This window comes from Streptococcus sp. NLAE-zl-C503 (genome assembly GCF_900104285.1).
GTDB lineage: Bacteria > Bacillota > Bacilli > Lactobacillales > Streptococcaceae > Streptococcus.
In genome coordinates this window covers 85,268-99,426 of the sequence record NZ_FNJT01000001.1, presented here as the reverse complement: position 1 = coordinate 99,426, position 14,159 = coordinate 85,268, and the positions used below count along the sequence as shown (strand labels likewise).

The following is a 14,159-nucleotide window of genomic DNA, read 5'->3' as shown; positions in this document are numbered from 1 at the left end:
TCTTTTGTCAAGTTTTATAAAGTTTTTGGATTTTTTCTAATCTAGAAAGCAATTCCTTCTTCAGATGATTGGGGGCGAGTATTTCCACCCCATCTAGATAAGATAGGAGGTAAGTATACAGACTTTCATGCTCTGGTAGGACTGTCTTTACATAATAACATCCATCTTTCCCCAAGCTAATCTCATCTTCTGAAAAATCTTCATAAACTCGGAAAGCAAGCTTGGGACTAAACTTCAAGAAAACTTCTATTTGATTTGCCACTTGATCTGAACTATCGACGCAATCCAGCACATTTTTCTGCTTCACAGTTTCAGTTGTTAGGTGATAATTCCTAATTCTGGATAATTTGAAAAAACGCCACTCTTCTTTCAAATAACAGTAGGCATAAAGATACCAATCTCTCTTTTTAAATATGAGTCTAAAGGGCTCGACTGTACGAATCGTTTTCTGACCACTCCCACCTAGATAAGTGATCACCAGTCGCCTTTTCTCTAAGATAGCATGTTTGATGTTATCAAATAATTCTTTTTGACCTTTTCGCTTTCTCCAGTCAGTTAAGTCTACCTCTATCCAAGGGCTGGTAGAAACTTGAAAAATAGATTCCAATTTTTCAAGTAACAGATCTTGCCTATCATCGGTCAGGGCTTGAATCCCTTGCAAAGCTGACAGAAGTTCTAATTTTTCATCCTCCGATACGAGAGTGCGATCCAGAACAAAGTCTTTCATTAAAAAGATTCCCCCCGCCTTTCCAGGAACTGAATAAAGGGGGATTCCCGCCATACTCAACCGCTCAATATCGCGATAAATCGTTCGTACAGATACTTCAAATAATCGGGCTAACTCAGGAGCCGTTGTACTGCCTTTTTCTAAAAGTAGATATAGGATACGAAATAGTCTAGATTCTGCCATAAAATCACCTCTCTTTTATTATACCAGTTAAAGAGCTAGGGTTGGAAAGTTTAGCTAGACAAATATTAATCCAAACAAAGTAGCTTTTTCTGCACAAGTTTGTTGGTTTATTCTTGACAGCTTGCCCCTCGTCCATTATGATAATAATAAAGATACTAGAGAATGAGGAAAGTTCTATGGCAAACCCAACTTTTGGAGAAAAAAAAGAAAATGTGACCTACCTGCCCCGCTACGGCGTTTACGTAGTTATTCCTGATCCAGAAAAAAAACAAATTGTCTTAGTTCAAGCTCCCAATGGTGCTTGGTTCTTGCCAGGCGGAGAAATCGAAGCAGGCGAAGACCATCAAGAAGCACTGAAGAGAGAACTAATCGAAGAACTTGGCTTTACAGCTGAAATCGGAAGCTATTTCGGACAAGCTGATGAGTATTTCTACTCTCGCCACCGTGACACCTACTACTATAATCCAGCTTATCTCTACGAAGCTATTTCTTTCGAGGAGGTACAAAAACCTTTAGAAGACTTTAATCATATTGCTTGGTTTCCTATTGACGAGGCAATAGAAAAACTTAAACGTGGTAGCCACAAATGGGGAATTGAAGCTTGGAAAAAACAGCATAGAATTGACTAAAATACACGATTTTATCCAAAAAGTGCTATAATAGAGTTAGAAAATCGGAGGAACTATTATGAAGCTTATCAACACGACTAATTCACACTCGCAACTTGTTAAAAGCCAATTAGAAAGTACTGACGCAACCCTTGTTGAGGTCTATTCTGCTGGAAACACTGATGTGATTTTCACACAAGCTCCGCTTCACTATGAAATCCTCATTTCCAACAAACACCGTGCTATTCGTGAACCAGAAATCGAAACCATTCAAGATTTCTTCATGAAACGCAAAATCGATAAAGATAAGATCGATGAAGCTAATATCAAGACCCTCTACTCTGATAAATTGATTGAAATTTCTATTCCTACAAAATAAGAAAGCCAGCTTAGAGCTGGTTTTCTTTTGCAAAAAGCTTGGTAACATTACCAAGCTTTTTCATTTTATTTCACAGCTTCTTTCAAAGCATCTACCTTATCCAAACGTTCCCACGGAAGGTCAATATCTGTACGTCCCATGTGTCCATAAGCCGCTGTTTGACGGTAAATTGGACGTTTGAGGTCCAGCATTTGGATAATTCCTGCTGGGCGAAGGTCAAAGATTTGACGCGCTGCTTTTTCAAGCTTGCTTTCAGTTACCGTTCCAGTACCAAAGGTATCGATACGGACAGAAACTGGCTGCGCAACACCGATAGCGTAGGCCAATTGCACTTCTGCCTTCTTAGCAAGGCCTGCTGCAACGATGTTCTTGGCAATGTAGCGAGCCGCATAAGAGGCTGAACGGTCCACCTTAGTTGCATCCTTACCAGAGAAGGCACCACCACCATGACGAGAGTAGCCACCATACGTATCCACGATGATCTTACGACCAGTCAAACCTGAGTCTCCTTGAGGTCCTCCGATTACAAAGCGACCAGTTGGATTGATGAAGAATTTTGTTTGCTCATCCAAGTAAGAGGCTGGGATAACCTCTTTGATAACCTTGTTAATCACATCATTGTGAATTTGTTCATTGCTGACTTCTGGGTCGTGCTGAGTTGAAATAACGACTGTGTCCACACGTACTGGACGATCATTTTCATCATACTCAACTGTAACTTGTGATTTAGCATCTGGACGGAGATAGCTGATTTCACCAGACTTACGAAGTTCTGCCAAACGACGAACTAGCTTGTGGCTGAGTGAGATTGGCAATGGCATGAGTTCTTCTGTCTCATCCACCGCAAATCCAAACATGAGCCCTTGGTCTCCAGCTCCAATCAAGTCAAGCGGATCTTGATCTGCATTTCCACGAACCTCCAAGGCTTCGTTAACCCCTTGGGCGATGTCTGGTGACTGCTCAACAAGCGATGGATGAACTCCAACTGTTTCCGCAGAAAAACCATATTCTGCATTCGTATAACCAATCTCTGCAATGGTATCACGAACCACACGGTTAATATCCACATAAGCATGTGTAGAGATTTCACCAAAAACGTGGACAGAACCAGTGTATACAGCTGTCTCAGCAGCAACGTGCGCCTCTGGATCCTTTGCTAAAATAGCATCCAAAATCGCATCTGAAATTTGGTCTGCAATCTTATCCGGATGCCCCTCAGATACAGATTCAGACGTGAATAATTTACGTTCTGACATAAAAATGTCCCCCCTTAAAAAAATATTGTTATAGAGTTACAAAGTACTGGTAGGTATTTCTATAGTCTAAGAGTTACTAGCTTCAGAAATAAAAACAATACTTTTTTATTTCTGAAGCTAGTAAGGCGCATAGGGTAACCGCATTATAGCGGTAACCGTAGAATGACGAGTGACTTTGGAGCCGTCATTCTTTGCGAGTTACAAAGTACTGATAGAAATTTCTACCATCTTATCGGGACTATATAACCTTATTATTATACCACTTTTTACTTTTTTTTGCAGTATTTTTGAAAATTCATAAAACGAAGTTAGAAAAAGGAGCCATTCTGAAAGTTCTATAATGAAGTTAGCCACCCAACTTTCCTAAAAATGAGCTGGTTCAACTAGTCAATATTGTCAAATGAAATCTAGTTATAGGCATAAGAAACCACCTCTGTGTTATACTTGTTGTTCGCCACAAACACAAGAAAGGCACAGAGATGCAAAACAATTATACTACAGAAGCTAAACACTTGACAATCCATAGCCGTCGTTTAATCGAACGATGGAAAAATGAAGGAAAATCAAATAGAGAAATCGCCTCTCTACTTGGAAAAGCTCCTCAGACCATCCACAATGAAATCAAGCGTGGTACAGTCCTACAATATCTAGCTACTACTGGATTCATCATAGGAAATTGGGACTAACCAAACAGAACCTCCTTTATCCTAGAAAAGGAAAAACTGTCAAGAAACAAGCTAGCCCCAACTTTAAACCTGCTGGTCAATCCATTGAACAGCATCCTAAAGCTATCAATCTTCGATTGGAGAATGGGCATTATGAGATTGATACGGTCCTACTGACAAGAGCGAAAAACTGCTGCTTGCTGGTCTTGACGGATAGAAGGAGCAGACACCAAATTATTCGATTAATTCCCAATAAAAGCGCTGAGTCTGTCAATCGGGTTCTAAAACTCATCTTAAGACAACACAAGATTCTTTCCATCACGGCAGATAATGGAACGGAATTCAACCGCCTGTCTAATGTGTTTTCTAAGGAGCATATCTACTATGCACACCCCTATGCCTCTTGGGAAAGGGGAACTAATGAGAATCACAATAGGCTCATTCGTAGATGGTTACCTAAAGGAACTAAGAAAACGACTCCTAAGGAGGTCGCCTTCATCGAAAATTGGATTAATAACTATCCTAAAAAATGCTTGGACTACAAGTCGCCCAGAAAAGACTGCTTGCTGGCTAACTTGAACTTGAAATTTAGCCTTTTTACTAGTTTACGGTTTAATTCGGTGCAACATACGTGGGAATGGAATGGCTTCACGGATATGTTTGGTCCCAGCTGCGAAGGTTACCATACGCTCGATACCGATACCAAATCCTCCGTGTGGTACAGTACCGTATTTACGAAGGTCAAGGTAGAATTCATATTCTGTACGATCCATACCAAGTTCTTCCATCTTGGAAACAAGGGCATCGTAGTCTTCCTCACGCATAGAACCACCGATGATTTCTCCATATCCTTCTGGAGCAAGTAAATCTGCACAAAGTACGCGCTCTGGATTTCCAGGAACTGGTTTCATGTAGAAGGCCTTGATAGCTGCTGGGTAGTTCATGACAAAGGTTGGGACACCAAAGTGGTTTGAAATCCACGTTTCGTGTGGTGAACCGAAGTCATCTCCATGTTCCAAATGCTCGTAGTCTGCATCAGCATCATTTTCATGCTCTTGCAAAAGGTCAATGGCTTGATCGTAAGTAATGCGTTTGAATGGCTCTGCAATGTAGCGTTTCAAAAGCTCTGTATCGCGTTCCAAAGTTTCCAAGGCTTGGGGAGCACGGTCAAGTACACCTTGAAGAAGGGCTTTAACATAAGCTTCTTGCAAGTCAAGTGATTCGTCATGTGTCAAGTAAGAATACTCCGCATCCATCATCCAGAACTCAGTTAAGTGGCGACGCGTTTTTGATTTTTCAGCACGGAATACTGGACCAAAGTCAAAGACACGGCCAAGAGCCATCGCACCTGCTTCAAGGTAAAGCTGACCTGATTGACTCAAGTAGGCTGGTGTTCCAAAGTAGTCTGTTTCAAAGAGTTCTGTTGAGTCTTCTGCCGCATTTCCTGAAAGGATTGGGCTATCAAACTTCATGAAGCCGTTCTTGTCAAAGAACTCATAGGTTGCATAGATGATTGCATTACGGATTTGCATAACCGCTACTTGCTTACGAGAGCGGAGCCACAAGTGACGGTTATCCATCAAAAAGTCTGTTCCGTGTTCTTTTGGAGTGATTGGGTAATCTTGTGATTCACCAATGACCTCGATGTCGGTGATATCGAGCTCATAACCAAACTTAGAACGCTCATCTTCTTTGACAATCCCTGTCACATAAACAGAAGTCTCTTGGCTCAAGTGTTTGATGGTTTCAAATTTTTCAAGACCTACCTCTTCACCAAATTTTTCAATAAAGTTTGGTTTGAAGGCAACTCCTTGGAAAAAGGCTGTTCCATCACGCAATTGCAAGAAGGCAATTTTCCCTTTTCCTGATTTGTTGGCAACCCAGGCTCCGATGGTCACTTCTTGACCAACATAATCTTTTACTTCGATGATTGTTACACGTTTTGTCATAATCTATCTTCCTTTTTTCGTTTAACTTGTCCGAAGACATCATTACCCACTATTTTACCATAAATAGACTGCGATAGCTAGGTTCGACTAGAGAAAAATCGCGAGATTTTGGTTACAAAAAATCTTCGCCAAAAAGGCGAAGATTTTGAGTTTTATTTTTCCATAAATTGATGCAAGCGACGAATAGCTTCTTTCAAAGTATCCAAGTCTGTAGCATAGCTGAGACGAACATTTTCTGGTGCTCCAAATCCTGCTCCTGTAATCAAGGCAAGACCGACTTCCTCAAGAATAGCCGTTGTAAAGTCCGTCACATCGGTATAGCCCTTCATCTCCATCGCTTTTTTAACATTTGGGAAAAGATAGAAGGCTCCTTGGGGTTTGACAACTTCAAATCCTGGTACTTGGCACAAGAGAGGATAAATGGTATTCAATCGTTCCTCAAATGCTTGGCGCATGATTTCGACAGAGTCTTGTGGTCCAGTTAGGGCTTCAATGGTAGCATATTGTGATACGGCAGTCAGGTTTGAGGTTGTTTGACCTGTTAGCTTGCTCATGGCAGCAATAATCTCAGGATTTCCTACTGCATAACCTACCCGCCAACCAGTCATGGCATAAGCCTTAGATACACCGTTGATAACAATGGTTTGCTTGCGAATAGCTTCTGACAGACTAGAGATTGGAACAAATTCATTTCCGTTATAAACTAGGCGACCATAGATATCATCTGCTAGGATAAGGACATCATGCGCAACAGCCCAATTTCCGATAGCCAGCAATTCCTCACGAGTGTAGATCATACCAGTCGGATTCGATGGCGAATTGAGAACCAAGACCTTGGTCTTATCTGTTCGGGCTGCTTCAAGCTGCTCGACTGTTACTTTAAAGTGATTGTCTTCCTTGGCTTGGACAAAAACCGGCACACCTTCTGCCATCTTGACTTGGTCTCCATAACTGACCCAGTATGGTGTAGGGATGATGACCTCATCACCTGGATTGACCACGGCCATAAAAAAGGTATAGAGAGAGAACTTGGCACCTGTGGCAAAGGTAACCTCGTTAGCTGCTACGGAATAGCCATAGTAGCGTTCAAAATAGGTATTAACCGCAGCCTTTAAGTCTGGTAGACCTGAAGCAACTGTATAAAAGGAAGCTCGTCCATCTCGAATCGCTTCTACCGCTGCATTCTGAATATTTTCAGGAGTATGAAAATCTGGCTGTCCCAAAGTTAAGAAAAGAACATCCTTTCCTTGAGCTTTTAATGCTTTGGCTCTTGCATCACTGGCTAGAGTGACGCTTTCTTCCATTTCTAGTACGCGTTTGGATAATTTCATATGCCCTCCTTTATTGGATCACTGCTCCAGTTTCAAAATCTATCAGATAGTAGTGATTTCCTGACTTAACTTCCCAAATTGGCTTGTCCTGATAGCGACCAAAGGTGACTTTGTCAATGTCGCTAGCTCCTTTTTCCCTCGAAATCGTCGCTGCCTTGTCTTGAGAAATCCCCTTATCTAGCTGATAAACGTAAATCTTATGTTCATTTTTTTCGATCAGCACGGCAATGGCTTCTTGTTTTTTATTATGCCCCAGAACGCTGTAATAAGCTTCTGAACCATTAAAAAAATCAACCTGATCTGCCTTTTCCAATTCTGCATACTGCTTGGCTAGTTTTTCTCCTTCAACCCTAGCATCTTGATAGGGTTTCATGCTGAGTGATATCAGATAAAGGAAGGAAGTCGTCATGACTAGTAGTACCAGAGCAATGCCGATTCCATACTGTATAAGTAGCTTGTTTTTTGCGTTTTTCTGTCTTAGTTTCACTCGTCTATTTTACCATCTCTCCTCCTTTATTACAAGTGAAGACAGGAACATTCTAAGATTCTTTTCCCCTTGAAATTAAATACAATATTTGTCTGTCTATCAAATACTGCTTTCTCAGAACTAAGTTTTTCCACCCCTAACAAGTAAACTTAGCTGAGCACATTTATTGCTAATTAGTATCATTTGTTGTAACATAGATAGTGACAAAAGAGTTCGCTCTTTAAATTTTAAACTAAAGGAGACACGTCATGTCTAAAAAAGTACTATTTATAGTCGGTTCACTACGCCAAGGTTCTTTCAACCACCAAATGGCCCTCGAAGCTGAGAAAGCACTTGCTGGCAAAGTGGAAGTTAGCTATCTTGATTATTCAGCTGTTCCTCTCTTCAGCCAAGATCTGGAAGTTCCAACTCATCCAGCTGTAGCTGCTGCTCGTGAGGCTGTCCTTGCTGCCGATGCCATCTGGATTTTCTCTCCAGTCTATAACTTCTCTATCCCTGGAACAGTGAAGAACTTGCTTGACTGGCTCTCCCGCGCCCTTGACTTGACAGATACACGTAGTGCTTCTGCCCTTCAAGACAAGTTTGTTACTGTCTCTTCTGTAGCCAATGCAGGTCACGAGCAACTCTTTGCGATTTACAAAGACCTCTTGCCATTTATCCGTACACAAGTCGTTGGCGACTTTACTGCCGCGCGTGTCAATGACTCTGCTTGGGCAGACGGAAAATTGGTGTTAGAAGAAGCAACTGCTTCATCACTTGCCAAACAAGCTGACGACCTTCTTACAGCAATCAACTAATCAAGCAAAAACCAGCTCGAATGAGCTGGTTTTATTCTTGTTTCACAAAGACGAGCTCTAAGTCACTTGATAAATCCGATCGGTAGTCAAAACCGGCAAAGCGGAGCTTGCGAGCTTGGTCAACTGTTTGAACTTGCCCTTCTATCAAGGCGGTCAAAAAGGCGCCACGGGCTTTTTTTGAAATGGTTGAATGGATTTTCAACTGACCTGCCTTATCCTCCATAAATTTGAAGGTCACCATCTTTTCTCTGATTTCCTTAGAAAATACAGTTTCAAACTCTGATGATAGGAGTGAGAATATCAAGTCCTCATCCTGAAGTGCCTCATCGTAGGCTGACTTCCAATGACTCTTTAGAGTTTTTCCAGCCACTTTTAACTTCATCAAGAAGTCCAAACGGTGAGGAGCCATGGGAGATAGGGCTGGAACAACGCCATACAAAGCTGAGGTAATCAGGACATGATTTTCCAGGTAGGTTTGTTCAGACTCGGTTAACTCATCTCGTTTGATGTGGCGATACATGAGACCATCAAAGAGTTTCAAGGCTGGATAATGTTTAGCCCTCTGATCTTTTAAAGCTTGAATATGAGCGTACTCTTCTTCTGCTTTCTCGGCAGATACCTTATAAAAGGTCTCTAATTCACTAGCTGAGTAGTGCGCCAGTGAATCAAGAACTGCCTGACTTTCTTCCCTCAAGGGGAGCGCTTCGATACAAGGAAGATCTGTGTTCATTTCTTTGGCTGTTGGGATTAAAATTTTCATATTGTTAGTGTAGCATATTTTTCAATCACGACCAAGAATTTCATCTTAAAAACCTCGGTTCATACCGAGGTTTCTTTTACTTGACTTTAAATGTTTTGAGATAGTTATCTTTTCCAACTTGACCTTCGAAGGATTGACCATTTTCGAGGTAAGGAAGGTCGTCTGACACTGAAGCCTTGACCTTGTATATCTTGCCATCAACTTTAAAGAAGTAGACGGTGTCACCCTTGATAACAGCTGATTTAAGGTCTGAGACGATTCCCTTAATGTTTTCTACCGTTTCATTATCCAGCTCGAGGTCATTTTTATTAGCATATTTGCTGAGGAGTTCATCTACCGTAGCTGCTACGATAACGTTTTGGTACTCCACGGCATCGACCAATGCATACTCCTTGACCAAGCCTGCATTGTCCTTCAAGCCCATGATGTAGAGCGGTTTGTCATTGAGATTGACCAGAATAGGGAAGGTAGCCTTGTAGGCCTTCTCCTGAACGGCTCCTTCAGCTGAAGCACGGGCAGATTCTTCGGTTGCAGAAGCTAGATTGTACTTGATGATTTCACCAGTGCGCATGTTTTCAAGGATAAATCCTAGATTACTTTCATCGGCGTTTGCTGAAGTCACCCCCGTGTAGAGATAAATGTCATTTCCGATAGAAAGATAGTTATAGCCTTCTGTCGTTTGGGTAACGTTTTTCTTAGAAATCAAGGCATTCCAGAAGCCGTCTTTATACTTACCGTTGTAGTTGATTTGTTCGATGGTTTCTTCTGCTGGATAGACACGATCCACCCATTCTGGGACTTCATCCAAGCTGTATTCCTTGGTTTCTCCATTGGTGGCGTCTAAGATAATAACAGACGAAGGACGAGGGACTCCTAGACCAAACTGTTTTTGATAAACGGTTGCTACATAGTAAGGATTGCCTTCATCATCCACCTCAAAGGAAGGCGTTTTAAAAATCTTGGTTGGGTACTTGATCCGAAGATGACGTTTGACGTCTCGGTTAAAATACTCAGAGTCTGAATACTTCATTGGCGTTTTTAAATCCACCAATTCCGCATTTCCTGTCACCATATCAACCTTGATATACTCGCCAATTCCCTTGGACTGATTATTAAACCATTTGATCGGGTCGGCATACTCCAAAGGTGTAACCCGATAGGGCTTGCCATCAACCGTCAACTGGGTATAAGTATCTGCTGCTACGTACTGGGAGACCTTATCCGTCAGAGAGCCTAGATAACGGTCTCCAATCTTTTCGGCGGTACTCCGATCTAGGATTGGAACCTTGCTGGTATCACTCTTGGGAAAATCTTTAAAATCTTTTTCTGTGATAGATACCACATTAGCATAATTTTTTGCTTGGAAAAAGCTAGAGGTTACCAGGCTTACCAGACCAGCAAGGGCAAAGATGATACCTGCAGCCAGAAACAATCCTCTACTAAGTTTGGTAAAAAGGAATCCTTCTAGATTGAGATCTTTGGTAGCCTTGCCATGGCGTAGGTGAACAGTTTTGAGGAGATTGGTATCCTTGCGGAAACTAAACAAAATCCCCATCACCACCAAATGCCCACAGAGAAAGAAGATGAATTCCCAACTAGTCAGATTGAAGGGTGGTAAAAAGATATACCAAGTCGTTGCGATAAAAACAAGTTCAAATAGTATGCGTTTCATCTGAATTCCTCCTAAATAATCCGTCCTTCCAAATGATCCAGTTCATGTTGGCATATCTGAGCTGGAAAGCCTGTTAACGTAATGGTCTGTTCCTGCCACTTGCTATCGCGATAGGAAACCGTAATCGTTTCATAACGAGTCGTCGTTCGAACCCCAGTCAAAGACAAACAACCTTCCTCTGTCTCGTAAGGTCCTTTATAGGAAAGGAGAATGGGGTTAAACATAACCATGGGAACTAGACCAAGATTAAAGATAATCACGCGCTTCTGCACACCAATCATATTAGCCGCCAGACCGACACAGGTCTCTCGATTAGCCAGCAGGGTATCCTGCAAATCCTTAGCCAGATAAAGGTCTTCTTGACTTGCAGCTTTCGAGACCTGCGACAAGAATAAGACATCTCGGACAATTCTCTTTTCCATTCTCTTACGCTCCTTACAACTTTACTTTATTATAGCACAAAAGGGGGCAACTTCTAGTCCTTTCCCTCAAATGCAAAAAAAGCCATCCGAAGATGACTTTCTTTTTAAATCGCGTTCTTATCAAGACCAAGTTTACGTTGAACAAACTTGACGATTTCGACGATGATAATCATTGAGAAGCTTCCAGCTAGAACAATGGCCCATTGTGACAAGTCTAGTTTGGTTACGTGGAAGATTCCTTCAAGCGGTTCTACAACGATGGTCGCCATCAGAAGGATGAAGGATACCAAGATGGACCAGTTAAAGGTCTTAGACTTGAATGGGCCAACTGTCAAGATGGATTGGTAAACAGACTTGACATTGTAGGCATGGAATAGTTGAATCAAACCAAGGGTTGCAAAGGCCATAGTAAGGGCATCCGCATGAATGGCATGATTGTCACCCACATGAACTGGGTAAGCAATTGCAAGTCCATAAACACTCATAACAATAGCTGCTTGGAGTACACCTTGATAGATGATAGAACTCAAAACACCACCTGAGAAGAAGCTTGACTTACGTCCACGAGGTTTGTGGGTCATAACACCTGGCTCAGCAGGTTCAACACCAAGAGCGATAGCTGGGAAGGTATCGGTTACCAAGTTGATCCACAAAAGATGAACTGGCTGCAAGACGTCCCAACCAAACAAGGTTGATAAGAAGATAGTTAATACTTCAGCAGTATTGGCAGAAAGTAAGTACTGAATAGTCTTTTGAATGTTTGAGAAGACCTTGCGTCCTTCTTCAACTGCGACGATAATGGTCGCAAAGTTATCATCTGCAAGAATCATGTCAGAAGCCCCCTTAGAAACCTCTGTACCAGTGATTCCCATACCGATACCGATATCGGCTGTTTTCAGAGCTGGCGCATCATTAACACCGTCACCTGTCATAGCAACAACCTTACCTTGTTTTTGCCAAGCCTTGACGATACGAACCTTGTGTTCTGGAGATACACGCGCGTAGACAGAGTATTGACCAACGACTTTTTCAAATTCTTCATCAGAAAGTTCGTTGAGTTCAGCACCAGTCAAGACATGGTCTTCCGAGTCATTTTCATCGATGATTCCCAAACGTTTAGCAATGGCTTCCGCTGTATCTTGGTGGTCACCAGTGATCATGATTGGACGGATTCCCGCTTCCTTAGCGACACGAACAGCTTCTGCTGCTTCGGCACGTTCAGGGTCAATCATTCCAATCAATCCAGTAAAGATCAAGTTGTTTTCAAGCTCTTCAGAAGTCAGGTTTTCTGGAATGCTGTCTACAATCTTATAAGCACCCGCAAGAACACGCAAGGCTTGGTGAGCCATTTCAGAGTTGTTTGTGTGAATTAAGTCATTAACTTTCTCATCAATCGGAGCAACATCTCCAGCCTTATCACGAGCAACACAACGTTTCAAAAGTTGGTCAGGGGCTCCCTTGACTGCTACGAGGAATTTACCATCTGGTAATGGATGAACCGTTGACATGAGTTTACGATCTGAGTCAAATGGTAACTCAGCTACACGAGGATATTGCTCTAAAAATCCTTTAACATCATAGCCCTTGTCCAAGGCATACTGGATGAAGGCTGTTTCCGTTGGATCCCCAATCAGGTTTCCTTCTGCATCAATCTTAGTATCATTAGCCAAAACAACAGAACGAAGAAGAGGCATTTCAAGACCTAGTTCAATATCATCAGCTGAATCATGTAGGACTGCATCATAGAAGACTTTTTCGACTGTCATCTTGTTCATGGTAAGCGTACCAGTCTTATCAGAAGCGATGATCTCAGTTGAACCAAGTGTTTCAACTGCTGGCAACTTACGAACGATAGAGTTTCGTTTTGCCAAAACTTGAGTACCAAGGGCAAGAACGATGGTCACGATAGCAGGAAGTCCTTCTGGGATGGCTGCAACAGCAAGCGCAACAGATGTCATCAACTCACCAAGTGGATTTTTACCTTGAATGAAGACTCCGACTACAAAAGTAACAAGGGCAATGACCAAAATTGCATAGGTCAAGACCTTAGAAAGGTTGTTCAAGTTTTGTTTGAGTGGTGTATCCGTCTCATCCGCATCTTGGAGCATGCCAGCGATATGACCCACTTCCGTGTACATACCTGTATTGACAACAACGCCAAGACCACGACCATAAGTCACATTTGAGTTTTGGAAGGCCATATTGACACGGTCACCAATACCAGCATCTGCAGAGAGCTCGACAGTCAAGTCTTTTTCGACTGGAACAGACTCACCTGTCAAGGCTGCTTCTTCAATTTTAAGAGAATTAGCTTCTAGCAAACGTAGGTCTGCTGGCACTACATCACCAGCTTCAAGGGCAACGATATCACCTGGTACCAATTCTTTGGAATCAATCTCAGCCATGTGCCCATCACGAATAACGCGAGCAGCTGGACTAGACATAGACTTGAGGGCTTCGATGGCTTCTTCTGCTTTTCCTTCTTGGTAAACACCAAAGGCAGCGTTGATGATAACCACGGCAAGGATAATGATGGCATCTGCGATATCTTCCCCACCAGAAGTTATGACGGACAAGATAGCCGCAGCAATTAGGATGATAATCATCAAATCCTTAAATTGCTCAATAAACTTGACTAGGAGAGATTTTTTCTCACCCTCTTCCAGTTCATTGCGTCCATATTCAGCTAGGCGTTTCTGCGCTTCGCTAGACGAGAGACCTTGTTCAGTTGCTTCAACTGACTTCAAGACCTCTTCAGGACTCTGAGTGTAAAACGCTTGGCGTTTTTGTTCTTTTGACATGTGTCTCCTCCTTGACATTGTGTGCAAAACAAGTTCTCTTTTAGTTTTATGACAAACAAAAAGAGACCTGTTAATCATAACAAGTCTCGCTGTTTAAGATAGTGCCGGAAAACATACTTTTC

At 42.2% G+C, this 14,159-nt stretch carries 12 protein-coding genes and 1 pseudogene; 4 read left to right on the top strand and 9 right to left on the bottom strand.

Annotation, left to right across the window (positions count from 1 at the left end; genetic code table 11):
• Positions 1-7: 7 nt before the first annotated feature.
• A complete protein-coding gene (locus BLS46_RS00480; protein ID WP_093584629.1) occupies positions 8-910 on the bottom strand; it encodes a helix-turn-helix transcriptional regulator in 903 nt (300 codons plus the stop codon).
• A 176-nt stretch (positions 911-1,086) separates the two neighbouring features.
• On the opposite strand from BLS46_RS00480, the gene BLS46_RS00475 reads away from it, so the two are divergent.
• Positions 1,087-1,539: an NUDIX hydrolase gene (locus BLS46_RS00475; RefSeq protein WP_093584626.1), complete on the top strand. Its 453-nt coding sequence runs from the start codon at positions 1,087-1,089 to the stop codon at positions 1,537-1,539.
• A 58-nt stretch (positions 1,540-1,597) separates the two neighbouring features.
• On the top strand, positions 1,598-1,897 hold the full coding sequence (locus BLS46_RS00470; protein ID WP_000767190.1) for a DUF1827 family protein: 300 nt from the start codon (positions 1,598-1,600) through the stop codon (positions 1,895-1,897).
• Positions 1,898-1,962: 65 nt separating this feature from the next.
• Here BLS46_RS00470 and metK read toward each other — a convergent pair whose 3' ends face one another.
• Positions 1,963-3,153: a methionine adenosyltransferase gene (metK, locus tag BLS46_RS00465; protein ID WP_093584623.1), complete on the bottom strand. Its 1,191-nt coding sequence runs from the start codon at positions 3,151-3,153 to the stop codon at positions 1,963-1,965.
• A 479-nt stretch (positions 3,154-3,632) separates the two neighbouring features.
• Here metK and BLS46_RS00455 point away from each other — a divergent pair.
• A pseudogene (locus tag BLS46_RS00455) lies at positions 3,633-4,369 on the top strand (IS30 family transposase); the annotation flags it as partial.
• A 54-nt stretch (positions 4,370-4,423) separates the two neighbouring features.
• On the opposite strand, the gene asnS reads toward BLS46_RS00455, so the two are convergent.
• From asnS to BLS46_RS00440, 3 genes are all read right to left on the bottom strand, one after another.
• On the bottom strand, positions 4,424-5,767 hold the full coding sequence (asnS, locus tag BLS46_RS00450) for an asparagine--tRNA ligase (RefSeq protein WP_093584620.1): 1,344 nt from the start codon (positions 5,765-5,767) through the stop codon (positions 4,424-4,426).
• A 152-nt stretch (positions 5,768-5,919) separates the two neighbouring features.
• Positions 5,920-7,098: a pyridoxal phosphate-dependent aminotransferase gene (locus BLS46_RS00445; RefSeq protein ID WP_093584617.1), complete on the bottom strand. Its 1,179-nt coding sequence runs from the start codon at positions 7,096-7,098 to the stop codon at positions 5,920-5,922.
• A gap of 10 nt (positions 7,099-7,108) precedes the next feature.
• Positions 7,109-7,585 (bottom strand): cell wall elongation regulator TseB-like domain-containing protein, encoded by a 477-nt coding sequence (locus BLS46_RS00440; protein WP_093584614.1) that lies wholly within the window; start codon positions 7,583-7,585, stop codon positions 7,109-7,111.
• A 248-nt stretch (positions 7,586-7,833) separates the two neighbouring features.
• Between BLS46_RS00440 and BLS46_RS00435 the strand changes: the two genes are divergently transcribed.
• Positions 7,834-8,382 carry an NADPH-dependent FMN reductase gene (locus BLS46_RS00435; protein WP_093584611.1) on the top strand — a complete coding sequence of 183 codons (549 nt, stop codon included), beginning with the start codon at positions 7,834-7,836 and terminating at the stop codon, positions 8,380-8,382.
• 31 nt (positions 8,383-8,413) lie between these two features.
• On the opposite strand, the gene yaaA is transcribed toward BLS46_RS00435, so the two are convergent.
• From yaaA to BLS46_RS00415, 4 genes are all read right to left on the bottom strand, one after another.
• Positions 8,414-9,142, bottom strand: coding sequence for a peroxide stress protein YaaA (gene yaaA / locus BLS46_RS00430; RefSeq protein WP_093584608.1), 729 nt, complete (start codon positions 9,140-9,142; stop codon positions 8,414-8,416).
• A 76-nt stretch (positions 9,143-9,218) separates the two neighbouring features.
• Positions 9,219-10,814, bottom strand: a complete 1,596-nt coding sequence (locus BLS46_RS00425; protein ID WP_093584604.1) for a hypothetical protein — start codon at positions 10,812-10,814, stop codon at positions 9,219-9,221.
• An 11-nt stretch (positions 10,815-10,825) separates the two neighbouring features.
• Positions 10,826-11,236, bottom strand: coding sequence for a peptide deformylase (locus tag BLS46_RS00420; RefSeq protein WP_000415395.1), 411 nt, complete (start codon positions 11,234-11,236; stop codon positions 10,826-10,828).
• Between the two features lie 104 nt (positions 11,237-11,340).
• Positions 11,341-14,037 (bottom strand): cation-translocating P-type ATPase, encoded by a 2,697-nt coding sequence (locus tag BLS46_RS00415; RefSeq protein ID WP_093584601.1) that lies wholly within the window; start codon positions 14,035-14,037, stop codon positions 11,341-11,343.
• Positions 14,038-14,159: the final 122 nt, after the last annotated feature.

Excerpts from the sequence above, each read along its gene's own strand:
- BLS46_RS00480 (WP_093584629.1), bottom strand. The coding sequence starts at position 910 with ATGGCAGAATCTAGACTATTTCGTATCCTATATCTACTTTTAGAAAAA.
- BLS46_RS00475 (WP_093584626.1), top strand. The coding sequence starts at position 1,087 with ATGGCAAACCCAACTTTTGGAGAAAAAAAAGAAAATGTGACCTACCTG.
- BLS46_RS00470 (WP_000767190.1), top strand. The coding sequence starts at position 1,598 with ATGAAGCTTATCAACACGACTAATTCACACTCGCAACTTGTTAAAAGC.
- metK (WP_093584623.1), bottom strand. The coding sequence starts at position 3,153 with ATGTCAGAACGTAAATTATTCACGTCTGAATCTGTATCTGAGGGGCAT.
- asnS (WP_093584620.1), bottom strand. The coding sequence starts at position 5,767 with ATGACAAAACGTGTAACAATCATCGAAGTAAAAGATTATGTTGGTCAA.
- BLS46_RS00445 (WP_093584617.1), bottom strand. The coding sequence starts at position 7,098 with ATGAAATTATCCAAACGCGTACTAGAAATGGAAGAAAGCGTCACTCTA.
- BLS46_RS00435 (WP_093584611.1), top strand. The coding sequence starts at position 7,834 with ATGTCTAAAAAAGTACTATTTATAGTCGGTTCACTACGCCAAGGTTCT.
- yaaA (WP_093584608.1), bottom strand. The coding sequence starts at position 9,142 with ATGAAAATTTTAATCCCAACAGCCAAAGAAATGAACACAGATCTTCCT.
- BLS46_RS00425 (WP_093584604.1), bottom strand. The coding sequence starts at position 10,814 with ATGAAACGCATACTATTTGAACTTGTTTTTATCGCAACGACTTGGTAT.
- BLS46_RS00420 (WP_000415395.1), bottom strand. The coding sequence starts at position 11,236 with ATGGAAAAGAGAATTGTCCGAGATGTCTTATTCTTGTCGCAGGTCTCG.
- BLS46_RS00415 (WP_093584601.1), bottom strand. The coding sequence starts at position 14,037 with ATGTCAAAAGAACAAAAACGCCAAGCGTTTTACACTCAGAGTCCTGAA.